The organism is Pengzhenrongella sp., from assembly GCF_036565025.1.
In the GTDB taxonomy this organism is placed as follows: domain Bacteria; phylum Actinomycetota; class Actinomycetes; order Actinomycetales; family Cellulomonadaceae; genus Pengzhenrongella.
In genome coordinates, this window is sequence record NZ_DATCNW010000433.1 from 21,681 (window position 1) to 39,793 (window position 18,113).

An 18,113-nucleotide genomic window follows, 5' to 3' on the forward strand; every position below is an offset into this window, starting at 1 on the left:
CTCAGTCAGTGCACATCCGTGGAGGGAACCGTCGTGATTCGACGTACTGCTCTGGTGGCCGCGGCAGCGGTCGGTCTCGTCCTTGCTCCGACCGCCGCAATGGCGTACGAGGCGCCCGGTTTCGGGTCGACCATCTCCAACACCGCGCCGGCCGCCGGCACCCCGGTCACTGTCAGGATCACCGGTGCCGCACCGAACTCGCCCGTGACCCTGACGATCACGACCAGCCCGGCGTCGATCCCCAATTCCGCAATTCAGATCGCCGGCACCAAGTCCCTGACGAAGACCGCGGACGCCAGTGGCGTAGTGACGTTCCAGGTCACCCTCTCCCAGAGTGGAAGGCTCAGTCTGGTGGCGACTACCGCCACCGGCGCGGTCATCAGCTCGCAGTCCCTGACGGTCGCCGCATTGGGCACTGACCCGACGAGCACCAGCTCGGTGCTCGGCGAGACGGGCTTCGACGGCGGGGGCCTGGCGGTCGGCGCCGGTGCGCTTATCCTCGCGGGCGCCGGCGCTGTGTTCGTCGCAAGGCGTCGCCAGTCGGCGAAGGCAAACGCCTGAACAGGTCTTTCACCTCGGCACAGCAAAGGGTTCCCGCCGCATGTAGCGGGAACCCCTTGCTGTGCCGGCTGCCGTCGGGCACCATCAGGCTTGGGTCTCCCCGCCGCCGCTGAGGGTCTCATCCGTCCAGCGAGTTGCCCCCGTCGCGAGTGTCGGACCGAAGATGCTGTCGATCGTCTCCATGGCCTCGTCCCGGCCCGACCGGGATGTCCCGCAAGAACCAGTGCACTCATCCTCACGGGCGCGAGCGTGGTGTTCGTCGCGAGGCGTCGTCAGTCGCCGAAGGTAGACGCCTGAGCAGGTTCTTGACGCCAGCACAACAAGGGGTTCCCGCCGCGTATAGCGGGAACCCCTTGTTGTGCCGGCTGCCGTCGGGCACCGTCAGGCTTGGGTCTCCCCGCCGCCGCTGAGGGTCCCTTCGGGCCAGCGGGTCGCCCCCGTCGCAACAGGCGGACCGAAGATGCTGTCGATCGTCTCCACGGCCTCTTCCCGGCCCGAGCGGGAGGTCCGGCGTGAGCCGGAATGAGCCGGGCTCGGCACCTCCACCTCCACCTGCGGCCGGGCCGGGCGCTTCGCCTTCGACACTTGCCCCTTCGCGGCCGCCGTCGTTGGCGTCGGCGTGGAGGCGTACTCGTAGTAGTAGGTGTAGCCGTCCGCATGCTTGCGCGGGAGGCGGTTCAGGACCACCCCGAGGATGCGCGCGCCCACGGTCTCAAGGGATCCCAGCGCTTCGGCGAGCTGCTGACGATGGAGCTTGTCGGCGCCGACGACTACGAGCGCGCCGCCGGTCAGCTTGGCCAGGATCGCCGCGTCCGTTACCGGGAGCAGTGGTGAGGTGTCGATCAGCACGATGTCGTACTGACTGGTCATAGTCTCGAGCAGGCGGGACATGGACTGGGACCCGAGTAACTCGCTGGGGTTGGGGGGGATCTGGCCCGACGGCAGGACGTCTAGGTAGCCGTTGCCCCAGGGCTGGACGACGTCCTGCAAGGACGCCTGCCCGATGAGCACGGTGGTCAGCCCGACCCCACCTTCCAGGCTCATGTACTTGGCCACCGAGGGGCGGCGCAGGTCGGCGTCGACGAGGATCACCCGCGAACCGGCGTCGGCAAGGGTGATGGCGAGGTTGATGGCCGTCGTCGACTTGCCCTCGCCCGGTAGCGCGGAGGTGACGACGATGGATTGCGGCCGGTCGGCGATGTCGAGGAACTGCAGGTTGGTCCGCAGCCTGCGGAAAGCCTCGGAGCGGTGGCTGTACGGGCTGCTTTGCACGATCAGCGGGTGCTTGGGTGCATCGGGCTCGAAGCCGATGGTCGCGATGACGGCCGCGTTGGTGACCCGCCGGACGCCGCTCTCCGACCGGACGAGAGTGTCGAGCACTTCGCGCAGGACCGCGAGCCCGACCCCGACGGCGAGGCCGACGAGCAGGCCCAGCGCGAGGTTGAGCTTGAGGCTTGGGCTGGCCGGTAGCGTCGGCGCCGTTGCGGTGCGGACGGTGCTGATCAAGACCGGGGACGCCTGTCCGGCGGCTGGCTTCTCCAGCGCGGTCACCTCGGTGCCCAGGCTGCCGGCGGTTGCGTTGGCGATGTCGCTGGCCGCCTGCGGGTCGGTGTCAGTGACCGTGACGTTGATGAGCACGGTATCGAGCGGAGAGTCGGCGGAGATCGACTTCGCGAGCACATCGGGCGTGGTGGACAGGCCCAGTCGCTCGATGACAGGGGTGAGCACCCGTGGACTGGTGACCAGGTCTGTGTAGGACTTCACCTGCCCCTGGGTAAAGTTGCTGCCCTGCAACAGATCGGCCGTGGTGCCGCCGAAACGAACCGAGACGAAGACCTGGGCCCTCGCCTGATAGGTCGGGGTGACGAGCAGGGTCGCGGCCAGGGCACCAGCGACGGCCAGCGTCGCGATCACCAGGATCGACATCCAACGCTTGCGCAGGATGACAACGTAATCGTGCAGCTCCACCGGTTTTCCCCCTGCTTGGTGCGGCCGCGCGGCTCTGGCCCGGCGTCGCGTCATAATCTCACAGCGCGCCGATCGGGAGCGGGTTAAATAGCACTGCCAGCCCAGTCCATTTATGCCGATTGCGCCCCTTTGCGGAGAAACGTCTGGCCTTGTCCCCCGTGCGCGAGCCGCTATATTCCTGAATGCAGACGAGAACGCGGACCGCGAACTTGCTGCGGGCGGCATAGGGGGGTCTATGACGGACGTCCTGGATGCGCATCTCGCAAGGCGAGCTCGACCTCGGGTCGGCTCGACGCGAACGCCCGATCACCCCGCCCGGTGGTGGACCGCCTACGCGAGTCGGCTCGTGATCACCGATGCGGTCGCGGTGTATGCCGCAGTGTTCACCGCCTATGTCATCCGGTTCGATACCAGCGGCGGCCGAGCTGACGTCGCGGGCCGCCTGTCGCCGAGCTACCTAGTGGTGTCCATCGTCCTGATGTGGGCCTGGCTCTTCGCTCTCACGGTCGGGCGCACCCAGGACCGGCGCCTGGTCGGTACCGGACCCGCGGAGTACCAACTGGTCGTCGGCGTGACCTGGCGGCTGTTCGCCTTCGTCGCGGTGATCGCCTACCTGCTGCGCATGGAGATTGCCCGGGGCTACCTCGCCATCGCACTGCCCCTCGGGCTCACCCTCATCCTGCTGGGCCGGTTCTGGTGGCGGCAGTGGCTGCACCGCCAGCGCGGCGCGGGCCTCCTGCACTCACGGGTGCTGGTGATCGGCCACAGACTCAAGGCCGAGACCCTCATCCGCGACCTCATTGCGCGCCCCAATGCGGGCTTCGGCGTAGTCGGGGTGTGCATCCCCGAGGGAGACGTGGGTCCCGCCGAGACGATCCTGGGCGTGCCCGTGCTCGGCACGTTCCAGAACGCCGCCGAGGTCGCGCGCGCGGTCGATACGGACGTGATCGCGGTTTCGGGTTCGGACACGATCACCGCCGACGCCGTGCGACGCCTCGGCTGGGACCTGGAAGGCACCGGCATCGACCTGGCGTTGGCAATCTCCCTAACAGACGTGGCCGGACCTCGAGTACTCATGCAGCCCGTCAACGGGTTGCCCCTGATCTATGTGGACGAGCCCCAGTTCGCAGGGCCGAAGTACGCGCTGAAATCGTTCGTGGACTGGCTGGTTGCGGGTCTGATCACGATCATCATCTCGCCCGCTCTGGTCGTGATCGCGATCCTGGTCAAGACCGAGAGCCCGGGTCCCGTGTTCTACCGGCAGGACCGCATCGGGATTCGCGGCAAGGTCTTCTCGATGATCAAGTTCCGGACCATGGACGTGAACGCCGACACCCGCCTGGACGAGGTGCTGGGCGAACAGACCGTCGGACTCTTCTACAAACTCAAGCGCGACCCCCGGGTCACGCGCGCTGGCCGAATCCTGCGCCGCTATTCCATGGACGAACTGCCTCAGCTCTTCAACGTGCTTCGCGGCGACATGAGCCTGGTCGGGCCGCGCCCGCAAATCGACCGCGAGGTCGCCTTGTACGACCGCAAAGCACACCGCAGGCTCCTGGTTAAGCCGGGGCTCACCGGCCTGTGGCAGATATCCGGACGATCCGACCTCTCCGCGGAGGATGGAATCCGCATGGACGTCTATTACGTGGAGAACTGGACGCTATTCGGGGACGTCGCAATTGTGGCACGAACCGCCAGAGCGGTCCTCGCCGGAGAGGGAGCGTACTAAGTGAAGGAGGCGATTTCACAAGCAGACCTAGTCGCCGAGGAGGACAAGACAGTACCGACCGGCACACTTAGGTCTGGCAAGAAGTCGCGGAATCGCCCCACCTCTGATCCTTCGCCGACACGGACGTTGCTCGGAGAGGGCGCTCTCTACGCGATGGCAACAGCAGCCCCGATGATCACCGGGGTTGCGGTCACACCATTCGTGACCCGAACCCTTGGCGCGCAGGAGTACGGGCTGGTTTCTCTCGGCCTGTCGATCCTGCAGATTGCCGCGGTCCTGCTGGCGCTCGGGCTTCCCGCGTCCGTCACACGCCACGCAATTCTTGAGAAAAGTGGTGCGAGCGGTGCATCGGGCCTCGTTGTCATGGGTGCTGGTGGAGCCGGGATTCTCGCACTAATAGGAATCGCTACCGCGCGGTCGTGGGGATCGTGGCTACCGTTCGGTGGCGATGCCTATGTTCTTGTCGCGGCGACCGCCGCGGCGGCCGGAATCGCGGTCTCGACGACCGCATTGGCCCATTTAAGAGCGCTCAGCAAAGTCAGGCTATTCCTAGTTGTTGCGCTTTGCGTAGCCTGGGTTCCGGCACTCCTCGGCCTCGCGACAATCTCGCTGCAAGACCGCAGCGCGGATGCATATCTCACCGCTCTCGCTGTGGGGCAATGCACGGTAGGGCTAAGCACGCTCCTCGTGGTCAGGTTCATCTCACCCCCGCGGTTCTCGATCGAACGCACGCGATCGGCCCTGCGTATCGGACTGCCGACGGTGCCACACCAACTTGCCATGGTCGCCGCCACGAGTTTGATCGTCATCATCGCTGCGCGCGAGGTAGGCACAGCCGATGTTGGACAGCTGCAACTCGCCGTACTTATTGGATCAGTCCCAATAATAGTCATCGGCGCGTTCAATAACTCATGGGCACCAATGGTCTACCGCGCGACTTCGTCTGAGCGAGTATCCATGATCTCAAGAACAACAAACACGATGACGTGGCTCGCTGCGGCCCTGGCGACGGGTGCGGCGTTGCTGGCGCCTATAGTCCTTGGGCTCGTGGCGCCTCCGGAACTACGCAGTATCGATTCCGACCGCGCCGCGGCGATCGTGGCCGCGTCCGCACCCATGATGGTCTTGTACCTCGCAAACATTCATATGGTGTTCGTCTCCGGCCGCACGGCCTGGCTGGCATTGACCACGCCCGTGTCCGTGATCATTGGTTGTACGTGCGCGCTCACAACCCACCGACTGGTTCCTGGTGCAGGCATCTGGGTATACGCACTCATGCTTCCGATCTTCCACGGTATTCAGATCGCGATGGCCGCATGGATGCGGCGCCGTGCTGGGACCCCGCAGCTGAACTTGTGGCTCGCCGTACCTCAGGCTCTGGCCGGCGTATTGACTTGCCTAATCGTCGCAGCAGTCGCACCGGGGACCTGGTGGCGGATCGCCGGCGCCGGGCTGATCGTCATCGGTGCGCTCGTCGCAGCCATCGCTCTTCGTGCTCGGCAAGAGGGGGGTGGCTGAGATGACCGGCTACATCTGCATGGCCCTCTTTAGGGCGGATCGGTTGCTCCTGCGACAACAGCTCAAGTCGATCCGATTCCAGACCTTGACAGAATGGCGCTGCGTGATCGGCATCGACGGCGAAGATACGGATCTTCGTAGGTTCGTACGAATGCAAACATCAGGAGACCCCAGATTCGAAATTGTCGGCTTCGCTGCTCATGTCGGCTTCTATCGCAACTTCGAGCGAGTGCTCGCCGAGGTCCCGTCGACCGCAGAATGGGTGGCGCTCGCCGACCAAGACGATAAGTGGTGGCCCGAGAAGCTCGAAATGCTTGTGCCGCATCTTGGCCAGGCGGCGTTGGTTGTCGGCGCCGCTCGACTGGTCGACCGCCTCGGAGAATCCGTCGCCGGCGGAGTCACCGCCAGGACACCGGTGGACCTATTCGGCCTGTTGATCGACAACCGCGTCACCGGCAGTCTCGCAGTCTTGCGACCTGCGGTACTTGACCGAGCCCTGCCTTTTCCTGAGCCAACGGATGCGAGCTACCACGATCATTGGCTAGCGGTGTGCGCCCAGATAGACGGCGGCATCAACTATGTCGGGGCGGTCGTGCAGGACTACGTCCAGCACGAGGCGAACGTGCTCGGTGAACAGGTGGGCGCGCGCATTGTCGCGCGCACGAGGCACCTTCGGTCGCGCGTGGGGGGCCTGATGCCGACGGCGATCGGCTCGTATCTCGCCCGACAGCGTTGGGGCTGGAGGGTGGTGATGGCTCGAACCGCTATTGATCGCCAGCCGTCCCTCGCAGTTGAAGACCATATGGTCCTCGCCGCAGTAGCACGGGGCAATATCTCAGTTCAGATCATCGAACGGATGGTCCGGGCGGTCTTCTTCAGAACGGCACCGCTGGGAAGAACCGTCGCGCTGATGGTCGGCGCCCTTTTTTGGCCAATGAGCGAAAGAGCAGGCTATCGTGGAAAGTGAATGGACGATCGTGACCGTCACTCACAACAGCGCCGGGCAGTTGCGCGAACGGTGGCAGGGCCGCGATTTTTCAGGCGTCCGATGGGTAGTGGTCGACAACGCTTCGCGCGATGACTCGGTCACCGTCGCACGCGCGCTCGGAGCCGACGTCATCGAACTGCCGCGCAACGTCGGGTTCGCTCGAGCAAACAATCGTGGTCTTGGAGCGTCCACCACAGAATGGGTCGCCTTTGTGAATCCCGACGTCGAGGTGGTATTCGACAGCCTGGACGGACTCGCTCGACTTGCGCGTCGTCACGGAGCACTCGTAGCCCCCCAACTGACAAACGCCGACGGCTCGTTCCAGCCAAATGGCCGAGGCTTCCCATTTCTCGTGGACAAGCTCTCGAACCGAGGGATAGCGCTGCCGGGCGCCAGGCTCTCTCGTTACACGCCTGACACCTCTCCCGGACCCACGTACGTCGCATGGTCGATCGGGGCAGCGATCGGAGGACTTCGAAGCACGTTCGACGCTCTCGGTGGATGGGATGAGCGGTATTTTCTATATTATGAAGACCACGACCTTGGTCTTCGAGCCTGGAGAGCGGGTCACAGAGTGATTGTGGACCCGGGCGCGCGTTGGATTCATGACTGGCAGCGTGAGACAAGTCGATTCGTCTTCGCCGCGTGGCGCCGAGAGATTGCGTCAGCAGTTAGGTTCTTCACCACGTATCCGGAGTTTCTCGTACCTTCGCGTCGGGGCGCGCGTCGCCGACACACAAATGCGGGGCACCTCGTGGGGTTGGTCGCCGATAGTGCGTGACAAGTCCTTTGAGCTCGTGCCGCGAGTGCCGTTGGCGACGATCTTGACCACGCTTCTGGTCCTGATTCTCTCCTGGTCGTCGTGTACCGCGCTGTGGTCGCGCACAAGTAATGCAGTCGGTGCCGTTCGGTACGCCGCAGCGATGATTATTGCCGTTAGCGCAATAATGACGGTTCGGACGGTACGGGCACGCCCTTTTGGCCTCGCGTGGGCTTGCTATTGGGCGTGGTCTTTTGTGTTCCTCGGTCTTGCGCCCGCGTATCAGCTCGCCACCGGACTCTTTCCTTGGCTCGGGCAGTTCGAGGATTCGACGATATTCCGAGCCCAGGTGATCGTGCTTTCCGGTCATATAGCCGTCGCGGTCGGACGGCGGCTAGCGTCGAGGCGTTCTAGACAAGGCCGACAAACTCTGTTGCAAGCGGTTCAACGTTCAGACCGCGCCCGGCCTGTTGTGCATATTCTTGTGGGCGCTCAGTTCGCGGTTTCGGCACTCTTCGTCGCTCTGATGGGGCCGACGGCGCTTATCTCCGGTCGAAGCGGATTTCGCGCCCAGTTGCTCAATGTGGCTACCGTACCCGGTGGCGGGACGCTCTATTTCCTCGCCACTGCCGCGGCCATCACAGTTCCGGCACTGGCGATCGCCTGCTCGAAGTCCGGAATGTTGCTCAACCGTTCGCTCCTTATCGTCTCGGTATTGAGCGGATTCGCGGTGACGAATCCATTCATCGGGTCGCGCTTTCTGACGGGTAGTTTTTTGGTCGCGGTTGTGGGCGCGCAGTTGATCGACCGCCCAGCGGTCCGTTTGTTGCCCGTGGGCATGATCCTCCTGTTGGTTACGATCTTTCCCTCTCTCGACCTTATGCGAGGTGATGGGACCGGGGCAGGTCGTATCCAGGCACTCTCGCCGTCGGTAGCGCTACGGACGTTCGACTTTGATTCCTTTGAGATGTTGGCACGTGCAGTGGCTGTGCAAGGAGGGAGCGGTAGCGAGGTAGTCAATCCGGCAATGATCGTGATTGCGCCCGTTCTTCGCTGGGTCCCCTTCCTCGCTCCTAAGGTCGTTGGCTTCGTGAGCGGCCCACTGGTCGCACGTGCAACCGGAATGACGTTCACCAACGTCTCGATGCCGCTCTGGGCCGAGGGATATCTCCTCGCCGGCCTGCCTGGCACGATCGTTCTCCTCGGGATGTTGGGGGTCTGGCTCGGTGTAGCGCGAGGCGGATCGGGTCTTGTAGACGGGAGGCGACTGGGGTCGCAGGTAGTCGATGCGCCGACAGGTGCACTGCTGTTCATCGTGCTTCGCGGGTCGCTCTACGAGGTTCTCGGCTATCTCTTGTTCACTATTGTCGTGCGCGCCGTGCTATTTCGGTTCGGTCGCGACGTGGGCGTGCGACTCAGGGCGCTGCGGAGCAGTGTGACACCGATCAAGGAGGTTGGCGACGATGCACGAAGAGAATAGCCAGGGCCCGCGAACGGTCGCGTTCTATCTGCCCCAATTCCACACAATCGACGAAAACGACGAGTGGTGGGGGCGGGGTTTCACCGAGTGGACGAACGTTCGACGCGCCGCACCGCTCTTTGTGGGTCATGATCAGCCGCGCGTGCCTGCGGAACTCGGCTACTACGACCTGAGCGATCCGACGGTCGTCCACAAGCAGGCGGCACTCGCAGCCGCGAACGGCATCGACGCGTTCTGCATGTACTTCTACTGGTTCAACGGTGCAAGGTTGCTCGAAAAGCCCGTCGAGAACTACCTCTCCCGCGGCCCGGACTTTCCGTTCTGCTTGTCGTGGGCGAACGAGAACTGGACGCGCCGTTGGGATGGCAAGGATCACGAGATCCTGATGGCGCAGGACTATCGGGAGGACACCGCCGCGAGCGTGTTCAAGGACCTGCTCCCGTACCTGGTGGATCCCCGGTACCTTCGAAAGTCCGGAGCTGCAGTCCTCGTCGTGCATCGGGCAGACCAGCTTCCAGGTGGCGACAGGTTCGCGCGCCTTTGGCGTGACGAGGCAGAGCGCCACGGGGTCGGGCCGCTCTGGCTGATTGCCGCCGAAACTACTCCCGGCCTGGACCCACGCCCGCTCGGTTTCGATGCGGTAGCGGAGTTCCCCCCGGTGGGCGCTAACACCCTGGGTGCCGCGCACCTCACGCCCATCGCCGGGCTTGATGAGAAGTTCGGTGGTCGGCTCCTGTCCTATGACCGAATCGCGAAGAAGTTCCAGTCGCGCCGGACACCGTCCGGCTTCATACGCCACGGCGGAGTCATGCCGGGATGGGACAACTCGGCGCGACGGGGAACGAGGGCAACCGTCTACGTCGGAGGGTCGCCGGCACGCTACGCCAGGTGGCTCCGGGCAGCACGCATGACCGAGGTCCGCCTCCGGGGTAGCGAGGGTCTGGTATTCATCAACGCGTGGAACGAATGGGCCGAGGGAGCGTATCTAGAACCGGACAGCAACAGTGGCAGCAGCTATCTGGAAGCGTCGCGGCTGGTGCCGCCGGACGACCTGTCGACCGCGGCGCCCTTACAGCGGGGGCTACCGAGCCTTGCGTACTCGCGGTCGGTATCGCTGACTTTGCTCTCATCGATGCTCAGTTGGGTACGGGCGGCGCGCATAGCCAAGCGGAACGTGGTGGGTCAATGACCCGCCGGCCGCACGCGTCGACCGCAGAAATCCTCGACTCGCTCCGCATTGGGGACCACCTGGGGCTGGCCCGGCCATCAAGTCGGGGAATGGTCGGACTCGTGTTTCTCCACCTGGCCGCCTGCTCGGTTCCGCTTCGCAGGAGCCGCGCTCGGGTTGGGCAAGGCACATCTCTTCGCGTCGTCGTCGCCAATCCAGTGCGCCATGGCGCCCAGTTCGTCCTGGCAATCCTCGAGTCCGCGCGCCTTGAGGGCCTCGAGGTCACGGTCGTTGCGGACACGCGACTGTCAGACGATCTACTCCCGGTAGGAGAATACTTTCCCAGCATTGCTATGCGGTCAATCGCACAGGTCGTGTCCCTTCCACGTCTCGCACAGGGATGGCGGGCGCTCTGTTCAGTGAAAGCTCTGCCGGCCGAGCTCGCGCACGTTCCCCGCGCCTATCTCGCCTATCTCGTCGTGGCCCAGTCGGTGCGGTATGAACACGCGGCGAAAACGGCTGCGACAGCTCAGTCGAGGTGGGCGACGGTGGTCGACTTCGACCGAGCCGCATACGCTCGCCCCCTCGTGTGGGCCGCGCGGACACGCAAGGCACCGATCACGACACTGGTCCACGGCACCCCGACGCCGTCCACCTACCTTCCCGTGCTCTGCGACGGGCTGATGGCATGGGGCGAGGTGCAACAAGCGTTCTTCGCGGAGCACGCCCCGACGGTAGGCGTGACGGTCGTCGGACGCCCCCAGATCGAGGGGCTGTTGCCAACTACTGACGCACCATCCCGTCTTTTGCTCTGCCACTCCATGGAGGACCTCTCGGATAGTGAGGTTCGTCGCCTCGAGGGAGTTCTTCGAACGGCGAAGTCGCGCGGCATCGAGTGTGTCCTTCGCCCCCACCCTCGGGATCCGGAGACCGGCACGGGCGCGGGTTGGCTCTGCCTGCGCGGCCTGGTTGACTCCGTGAGCACGGCGAGCCAAAGCCTCCAAGACGAGATCCGGCCGGGCGATCTCGTCGTGAGCGTCGTCTCCACGAGCGCCGTCGACGCGCTCGCGATGGGGGCGCGGGTGTTCGTCGCTGCTGACCCCGATCGGGCACTGTCTTGCGACCTCGAGTTCATTCGGGACCGATCTGACGGCCCTTTCAGCGAATTGTCACCCGGCGCGCCGCCATCCGAGAGCGCGTCGCGACTGCGGGTCGTCGCCGTTACGGGTGACGAGTCCCGCCGGCGCGTCGGTCGCGCGCTTCGTGCGCTCGTGGTCTCGGCGGCACAGCGATGAGCGCAGTGTCTGGGCGGCGCGGACCTGGTCGAGCCTCGGTGAAGCTCGCCCACCGTGAACGCCTAGGACGCACGACCATGTCCAGACAATAGAACTTAACTTCACACCAATTGGAGCTATTGCATGTCCCTGATGACCGGAGCTTCCATCCTTATCACTGGTGGTACGGGTTCGTTTGGCAAGGCCTTCGTACGTGAATTACTCGACAACCATGACCCGCGACGGGTGGTGATATTGAGTAGAGACGAACTCAAGCAGTCCGATGCTCGTCGCCTGTATAACGACGATCCTCGTTTGCGCTGGTTCATCGGCGACATTCGAGACCGATCGCGACTCGATCGGGCGATGCACGGCGTCGACTACGTCGTACACGCGGCCGCGCTCAAGCAGGTGGACACAGCCGAATATAATCCCTTCGAATACGTCCAAACCAATGTTTACGGATCGCAGAACGTTATCGACGCAGCGATCGACTCGGGTGTAAAGAAGGTTGTTGCTCTGTCGACAGACAAGGCATCGAGTCCGATCAACCTCTATGGTGCGACGAAACTTTGCGCCGACCGCATGTTTGTCAGCGGAAACAGCTACGCCGCGGCCTACGAGACGCGCTTTGCCGTCGTTCGTTATGGGAACGTGAGCGGCTCTCGCGGCAGCGTCGTGCCGCTATTCCGCCGACTCGCTGAAGAAGGCGCATCGATTCCGATCACGGACAAGCGAATGACGCGGTTTTGGATCACTCTTCCGCAAGCCGTACAATTCGTGCTCGAGTCGTTCGAGATCATGACGGGAGGGGAGCTCTATGTCCCGAAGATTCCGTCCCTGCGGATCAACGATCTCGCCGAAGCGATCGCGCCCGGATCACCAATTCATGAGATCGGAATTCGCCCAGGCGAAAAGCTTCACGAGGAGATGATCGCACCAGACGATTCGCGAAGGACGGTACGGTTGGGCGACCGATACGTGGTGATGCCATACGTGAACGGCTGGGGCTACGAAGCGCCTGATGAGGGCATCCCGGTAGCCGAGGACTTCATCTACCAGTCCGACTCCAACGACCAGTGGCTCTCGGTTGACCAGTTGCGGACGATGACCGGGGCCGACAGGTGACGCGGTGGCTCGTGACCGGGGTGAGCGGACTCCTGGGGGCGAACGCAGCGATTCACCTCGCTAACGAGCACCAGGTCATCGGAACGGCCCGTCATACTCCGGCAGCCAGTCCGGTGCCGTTCCTTCGAGCCGACCTCGAGGATCCCCGCGAACGGGACGGACTCATCGAACGGTCCCGCGCAGAGGCTGTCATCCATACTGCAGCGATCGCGTCAATCGAAGCATGCGAGAGGGATCCGCACCGGGCACACGCCCTCAACGCGACCGCCGCTGCTGACCTCGCGGGTCAGGCGGCACGGGCGAGAATTCCGTTCGTTCACATCTCGACAGACGCCGTCTTCGACGGGTCGACGGGGGGATACACCGAGGCAGATGAGCCGTCGCCAACGTCGGCCTACGGATGGTCGAAGCTCGCTGGCGAGCGAGCGGTCCTCGCAGCGAATCCCGACGCGCTCGTGGCGCGCGTGAACTTCTACGGCTGGAGCCCCTCCGGATCTCGCAGTCTCGCGGAGTTCTACCATCGGCGCCTTTCTGATGGCCTTCGTACGCCCGGCTTTACGGACCTGCAGGTGAGCACCCTTCACGTTGGACTACTCGTCGAAGCCCTCGAACGCCTGGTCGAGGCTGGCGCCCACGGCGTCCTCCACGTGGTGAGCAGCGAGTCCACTTCAAAACTTGAGTTCGGCCGCGCACTCGCGCGCGCGTTTAGCCTGGACCCAAGCCTTGTCGAGCCGGTCCTGTCAACGGACCACCTCGCCACGCGGCGTTCTGCATTGCTTGGCCTTTCCACCGCGCGCGCCGAACGATTGCTCGGAGAACGCATGCCAGGACAGAATGCGGGCCTGGTCCGTCTTCTCGCTGAGAGCGTCAGTGGTGTCCCTGCTAGAATCCGTTCGTACGCATCCACGGAGGTCGCTTAACATGACGTTTTCGATTGCAGAACGACTGATCGGCCCCAATGAACCGACCTACTTCATTGCAGATATTGCGGCGAGCCACGACGGGAATCTCGATCGCGCGGTCGAACTCATCTATCTCGTCGCGAAGGCCGGTGCCGACGCGGCCAAGTTCCAAAACTTCACCGCCACAGAAATCGTCTCAGATCGAGGATTCCGCGAACTAGGAGCGCAGATCGGTCATCAAGCACGCTGGGAGAAGCCGGTCACCGAAGTCTACGCCGAAGCTTCCATCCCACACGACTGGACTCCCACGCTTAAACGGGCGTGTGACGACGCCGGCATCCACTACTTCTCCTCGGCCTACGATTTCGCTGCTATCGACATGCTTGCGCCGTACGTTCCCGCGTACAAGATTGGCAGCGGTGACATCACGTGGCTTGAGGCCATCGAATATACCGCTGCCAAGAACAAGCCCATGCTGCTCGCGACAGGAGCATCCGAGATTGATGAGGTAATAGCGGCCGTACATGCCGTTCGGAAGTACACAGACAACCTTGTGCTCATGCAGTGCAATACGAACTACACGGGATCGCACGACAACCTAGATCACATCCATCTCAACGTTCTCAAGGCGTATAGCGTGCTCTTTCCCGGTGTCGTTCTCGGACTCTCCGACCACTCACCAGGCCACTCCTCGGTGCTCGGTGCAATCGCTTTGGGTGCGCGCGTGGTCGAGAAGCACTTTACCGACGACACAAGCCGACCGGGGCCCGATCACGGGTTTTCGATGGACGCGGTGACCTGGCGGGACATGGTCGATCGCGCACGCGAACTCGAGGCCGCGATGGGCTCGCCCTTGAAGGGAGTTGCCCAGAATGAGACCGAGACGGTGATCGTCCAGCGACGCGCTCTGCGTGCACGGACCGCGCTGCCCGCTGGCCACTTGATCACACGCGATGATCTCACCGTGCTCCGTCCCGCCCCAGCTGATGGATTCGGGGCAGACGAACTCCAACTCGTCGTCGGGGCTGTCACGAGGTTCCCTCTTGAGGTGGCGCAACTTGTCCGGCGTGGTGACATCGTCTGGAACAATTGAGTGCGCGTCCTCTACCTGACACGGACGTGGACCGGTCATGACGATCGATTCCTACGCGCGTGGCAGGATGCGGGCGCCGACGTTGTCACGCGAGCTGCGGACGGCAGCGCCCCTGGACAAGGACCAGGCAGAGCCTCATTTGGCGAGGTCGTGACCCACGAGATCGGGGAAAATCGCCCCGACCTGATCCACGCAGGTCCGGTAACGGATGTCGCGTACACAGTTGCCGGCCTCTGGGACGGTCCTATGATCGCCGGCTCGTGGGGTTTTGATCTGATGGATGAGGTCGACCAATCCGAGACTCAGCGTGATCATGCAGCTGAGGTGATGCGACGGGCCGACGTAGTTCTTGTGGACAACGATGGACCAGCTCGTCGCGCGGTCGAGCTGGGCGCCGCAGCCGGAGCGCTTGTGCAGCTCCCTTGGGGAGTTGATCTCGCCTACTTCTCACCGGGTTGCTCGAACTTGCGGTCCACGCTCGGTTGGGACGACAAGCGGATTGTTGTTTCGACCCGGCGGCATGAGGCGATCTACCGGGTCGACGTAATCGTCCGGGCATTTGTAAAGGTAGCGAACGAGTATCAAGACCTGCGACTCCTTGTCGTCGGCGGAGGGTCTCTTTCATCCGACCTGTGGGCGGTTGTCGAGCGAGTTGGACTGGTCAATCGCGTCGTATTTATGGGGGAGTCGAACACTGAGATCGTTCGCGACGCGTACAGAGCAGCTGACCTCTACGTGAGCGCTTCAGCGGTCGATGGAACATCGGTATCCCTTCTCGAAGCGATGGCTTGTGGAGCTCCAGTGTGCGTTTCGGCGATCGAAGGAAACTCGCAATGGATCACCGAAGCGAGCGGACTCAAATTTGTTCTGGACGATATTGATGACCTGGCCCGTCGCCTTGCCGACGTAGGGAAGATGGACGGCGGTATCGATGTTCGGAGCGAGCGGAGGGCCCAGGAAGCATTGCGGATGGTTCAGAAGTTCGCGGACTGGAGTCGGAGCCCGGCGCAACTGATCTTCGCCGCGGAGCTCGCAATCGAGCGACATGGGAGTGCTTCGTGAGCGTTGTGGCAGTCATTCAGGCCCGTTTCGGCTCGAGCCGACTGCCTGGCAAGGTTCTCGAGGATGTCGGCGGCCGACCGATGCTCGAGAAGGTAATTCAAAGGGTGTTCCGTGCTACAAGCGTCGATGACGTAATCGTGGCGACCACCGACAGTGTGACAGATGACTCAGTTTCGGCTGTTGCGAGAGGCGTCGGAGCCACTGTGCATCGAGGCTCGACGCTCGACGTACTCGATCGCTTCAAGACTGCAATTGGGCTTTACGATGACGCCGATCTCGTCGTTCGTGTCACAGCTGACTGTCCTTTTGTGGACCCGGGTCTGATTGACGACGCAGTGGCCAAGTTGAGGTCCACTGATGCGGATTTCGTCGCGAACAGACTTCCGCCTCCGTTCGCGAGGACTTATCCGGTGGGTCTTGACGTCGAGGTGACGACTGCGGCCGCTATTCGATGCGCATGGCGCGAGGCAACAGAACCGCATCAGCGGGAGCACGTGATGCCGTATCTGTACGACCCGCCGGGACGATTCCGTGTCTCTATCCTGGACTTGGCAGAAGATCTATCAAACTTCCGCTGGACCGTTGACACTCGCGCCGATCTCCTTGCCGTTCGTGCGCTGGCCGAAGTGGTCGGTCCGGAGCCGTTTAGCTGGCGTGACGTGCTCGCTCAAGCGAGGAAGTGCCCCGCTATTGGCCGACTCAATGCTCGCGAGGTGCAGAAGGGACTCCGAGTCACGGATGAGCGTTGGTGATCGAGTCTCGTATGAAGGTTCGCCGGTGATTGCTGAAGCCTAGGCCATGGCTACGGTGACGCCGCGAAGGTTTGTACCGTTCGCAGCCCCTCCAGCGGATGCCCGGACGAGTACTGAACCGAAGACCTTGGCCGCGGGGGTCAGGGAGACCGCGACCCCGTTCTTGCCCGATGGCACGATCGTGATCTGGCAATTAGCGAGGGAGTCTGATCCAATCCGCGTGACGACAGGTGCGCCATTCTCGGGTCGAATGATTCGACGCACCACGACGTAGCAGTTTCCGCTGACGCCATCGCGAGCGGTGAACTCCACGTCGAGGAGAAAGGAACCGTAGCTGGATCCGACGGTGACTATCGCGATGCGTTTCGCGGTCGCCGCGACGAAGTCATAGGACTGTCGACCCGTGCTCTCTAGATTACCGAACTGGCCTTCGACGAAAGTGTTCAGTCCTTTTGATGCCCGGTTTAGTGTGGTGGTCGACTGCATGCGACCGAGGGCGCATGCGATGAAGTCGCAATCCACCATCGACGCGGATGCAGGGTTGCCGATGAATCCCCAGCCGTCGGCTGCCTCGACCGAGAGACGAGCCAAATCGACGAGGGTGTTCGAAGAATCAATGTCGATTCCGTTCCCTACCGCGTTGGGGTCGAGTCCAACGGATCTGAACTTCACGTCGTGTATGTTCAGTTTGGTGCAGTCGCGGGCAACTATCCCGGATCCTCCGAGCTGAAGTCCAAACACGGTTCCAACGGTCACGGTGTCGCAATGGCTTAGAACAACGCCGTGTCCCGAGTAGCCGCCAACCGCGTTTCCAGCGAGATCGCTTCCGGAAATCGTCGAATTGTTGACATACGTGAGGTCGTAACCATTGGCGCCCAGTTCTGTGTGCTTGTTTCCTCTGATCGTGATCTTTGAATGAGGATTGACGGCGGTGCCGGTGGCGACGATATGACGGCCGACACCGTTGGAGTCGAAGTAGTTCGAGTCGATAAGTGCATGCAGGACGCGCGCAGAACTGGTAATTTGTATACCAGCGTTCAGTCTGGTCGCACCGATATTATGAAATCGATTGCCGCGGATCGTGTTCCCACGGTTTTGATCGGCGTCTAATCCAGTATGGTAGACCGCATCCGTCCCATCCACGACCAAGCCATTGAGACAGTTTGAGAAGAGGTTCTCCTGAATCGTGGCATTGCGGGCACGAACGTGAACTCCCACCGACAGGTACTGGAACGAGGCCCCACGGATGAGAGCGTCTATATTGCCGTTTGAGTCGCCGAACAATTCGAGTCCGGCGATCGTCGCTCCCTCGCCGTTGACCGCCCCGTTCCCAACGAGGCCGACGCCGTCCAGGACGAAGCCCGGAGCCTTGACCGCGATAATTGGCCCGGTTCCCGAGGTCTTCTTGAGGTTCACGGCGTAGATGTCGCGACCGGCGCCAAGCACGCGCAAGTTACGTGTGGTGACAGTCAGACTTCCCTCGATGCAGTAGGAACTCTGACCGTTGCCTGGCGGAGGCAGGATGACTGTGCCGCCTGCCGGCGCGGCATCGAATAGCGACTGAAGAGCTGCCGTGTCGTCCGTGCTGCGAGGATGTCCCGAGTTCCGTGGAACTTCGGTGGCGGCCCGATGATCATCAGGCTGCGTTCACGTTCTCATCTTGACCCTTGGGGCTGACATTCTGCTCGGCGACGTGCCGTTCGAGGGCCGCTCGTAGTGCCGGGACGTGC

The 18,113-nt window shown here is 62.9% G+C and carries 15 protein-coding genes; 13 read left to right on the top strand and 2 right to left on the bottom strand.

Annotated features, from left to right (window positions below):
- Positions 1 to 33: 33 nt before the first annotated feature.
- Positions 34 to 561: a peptidase gene (locus tag VIM26_RS24825; RefSeq protein ID WP_331956010.1), complete on the top strand. Its 528-nt coding sequence runs from the start codon at positions 34 to 36 to the stop codon at positions 559 to 561.
- Positions 562 to 942: 381 nt separating this feature from the next.
- Here VIM26_RS24825 and VIM26_RS24830 read toward each other — a convergent pair whose 3' ends face one another.
- Positions 943 to 2,529, bottom strand: coding sequence for a polysaccharide biosynthesis tyrosine autokinase (locus VIM26_RS24830; RefSeq protein WP_331956011.1), 1,587 nt, complete (start codon positions 2,527 to 2,529; stop codon positions 943 to 945).
- 112 nt (positions 2,530 to 2,641) lie between these two features.
- Here VIM26_RS24830 and VIM26_RS24835 point away from each other — a divergent pair, with 112 nt between their 5' ends.
- From VIM26_RS24835 to VIM26_RS24890, 12 genes are all read left to right on the top strand, one after another.
- The gene (locus tag VIM26_RS24835) at positions 2,642 to 4,258 is read left to right on the top strand and encodes a sugar transferase (RefSeq protein WP_331956012.1); all 1,617 of its coding nucleotides are present in this window, start codon (positions 2,642 to 2,644) and stop codon (positions 4,256 to 4,258) included.
- Entirely contained in the window at positions 4,259 to 5,776 is a 1,518-nt protein-coding gene (locus tag VIM26_RS24840; protein WP_331956013.1) for a lipopolysaccharide biosynthesis protein, read from the top strand.
- 1 nt (position 5,777) lies between these two features.
- A complete protein-coding gene (locus VIM26_RS24845) occupies positions 5,778 to 6,743 on the top strand; it encodes a glycosyltransferase (RefSeq protein ID WP_331956014.1) in 966 nt (321 codons plus the stop codon).
- Between the two features lie 10 nt (positions 6,744 to 6,753).
- Complete coding sequence (locus VIM26_RS27220; RefSeq protein ID WP_414696568.1) at positions 6,754 to 7,545, top strand: glycosyltransferase; 792 nt, start codon at positions 6,754 to 6,756, stop codon at positions 7,543 to 7,545.
- A gap of 142 nt (positions 7,546 to 7,687) precedes the next feature.
- Positions 7,688 to 9,004 carry a hypothetical protein gene (locus tag VIM26_RS24855; RefSeq protein WP_331956016.1) on the top strand — a complete coding sequence of 439 codons (1,317 nt, stop codon included), beginning with the start codon at positions 7,688 to 7,690 and terminating at the stop codon, positions 9,002 to 9,004.
- On the top strand, positions 8,988 to 10,193 hold the full coding sequence (locus VIM26_RS24860; RefSeq protein WP_331956017.1) for a glycoside hydrolase family 99-like domain-containing protein: 1,206 nt from the start codon (positions 8,988 to 8,990) through the stop codon (positions 10,191 to 10,193). The genes VIM26_RS24855 and VIM26_RS24860 overlap by 17 nt, the downstream gene beginning before the upstream one ends.
- A 398-nt stretch (positions 10,194 to 10,591) precedes the next feature.
- A complete protein-coding gene (locus VIM26_RS24865) occupies positions 10,592 to 11,467 on the top strand; it encodes a hypothetical protein (RefSeq protein WP_331956018.1) in 876 nt (291 codons plus the stop codon).
- Between the two features lie 123 nt (positions 11,468 to 11,590).
- Positions 11,591 to 12,574 carry a UDP-N-acetylglucosamine 4,6-dehydratase (inverting) gene (gene pseB, locus VIM26_RS24870; protein WP_331956019.1) on the top strand — a complete coding sequence of 328 codons (984 nt, stop codon included), beginning with the start codon at positions 11,591 to 11,593 and terminating at the stop codon, positions 12,572 to 12,574.
- 11 nt (positions 12,575 to 12,585) lie between these two features.
- Positions 12,586 to 13,494 (top strand): SDR family oxidoreductase, encoded by a 909-nt coding sequence (locus VIM26_RS24875; protein WP_331956020.1) that lies wholly within the window; start codon positions 12,586 to 12,588, stop codon positions 13,492 to 13,494.
- A gap of 1 nt (position 13,495) precedes the next feature.
- Entirely contained in the window at positions 13,496 to 14,569 is a 1,074-nt protein-coding gene (locus VIM26_RS24880) for an N-acetylneuraminate synthase family protein (RefSeq protein WP_331956021.1), read from the top strand.
- A 150-nt stretch (positions 14,570 to 14,719) separates the two neighbouring features.
- Complete coding sequence (locus VIM26_RS24885) at positions 14,720 to 15,631, top strand: glycosyltransferase (RefSeq protein ID WP_331956022.1); 912 nt, start codon at positions 14,720 to 14,722, stop codon at positions 15,629 to 15,631.
- Entirely contained in the window at positions 15,628 to 16,383 is a 756-nt protein-coding gene (locus tag VIM26_RS24890) for a glycosyltransferase family protein (RefSeq protein ID WP_331956023.1), read from the top strand. The genes VIM26_RS24885 and VIM26_RS24890 overlap by 4 nt, the downstream gene beginning before the upstream one ends.
- Positions 16,384 to 16,422: 39 nt before the next feature.
- Here VIM26_RS24890 and VIM26_RS24895 read toward each other — a convergent pair whose 3' ends face one another.
- Positions 16,423 to 17,799: a right-handed parallel beta-helix repeat-containing protein gene (locus VIM26_RS24895; RefSeq protein ID WP_331956024.1), complete on the bottom strand. Its 1,377-nt coding sequence runs from the start codon at positions 17,797 to 17,799 to the stop codon at positions 16,423 to 16,425.
- Positions 17,800 to 18,113: the final 314 nt, after the last annotated feature.

Bases quoted from the DNA above. Each gene is read 5' to 3' on its own strand.
- VIM26_RS24855 (WP_331956016.1), top strand. From the start codon at position 7,688: ATGATTATTGCCGTTAGCGCAATAATGACGGTTCGGACGGTACGGGCA.
- VIM26_RS24860 (WP_331956017.1), top strand. From the start codon at position 8,988: ATGCACGAAGAGAATAGCCAGGGCCCGCGAACGGTCGCGTTCTATCTG.
- VIM26_RS24835 (WP_331956012.1), top strand. From the start codon at position 2,642: ATGCCGATTGCGCCCCTTTGCGGAGAAACGTCTGGCCTTGTCCCCCGT.
- VIM26_RS24845 (WP_331956014.1), top strand. From the start codon at position 5,778: ATGACCGGCTACATCTGCATGGCCCTCTTTAGGGCGGATCGGTTGCTC.
- VIM26_RS24880 (WP_331956021.1), top strand. From the start codon at position 13,496: ATGACGTTTTCGATTGCAGAACGACTGATCGGCCCCAATGAACCGACC.
- pseB (WP_331956019.1), top strand. From the start codon at position 11,591: ATGTCCCTGATGACCGGAGCTTCCATCCTTATCACTGGTGGTACGGGT.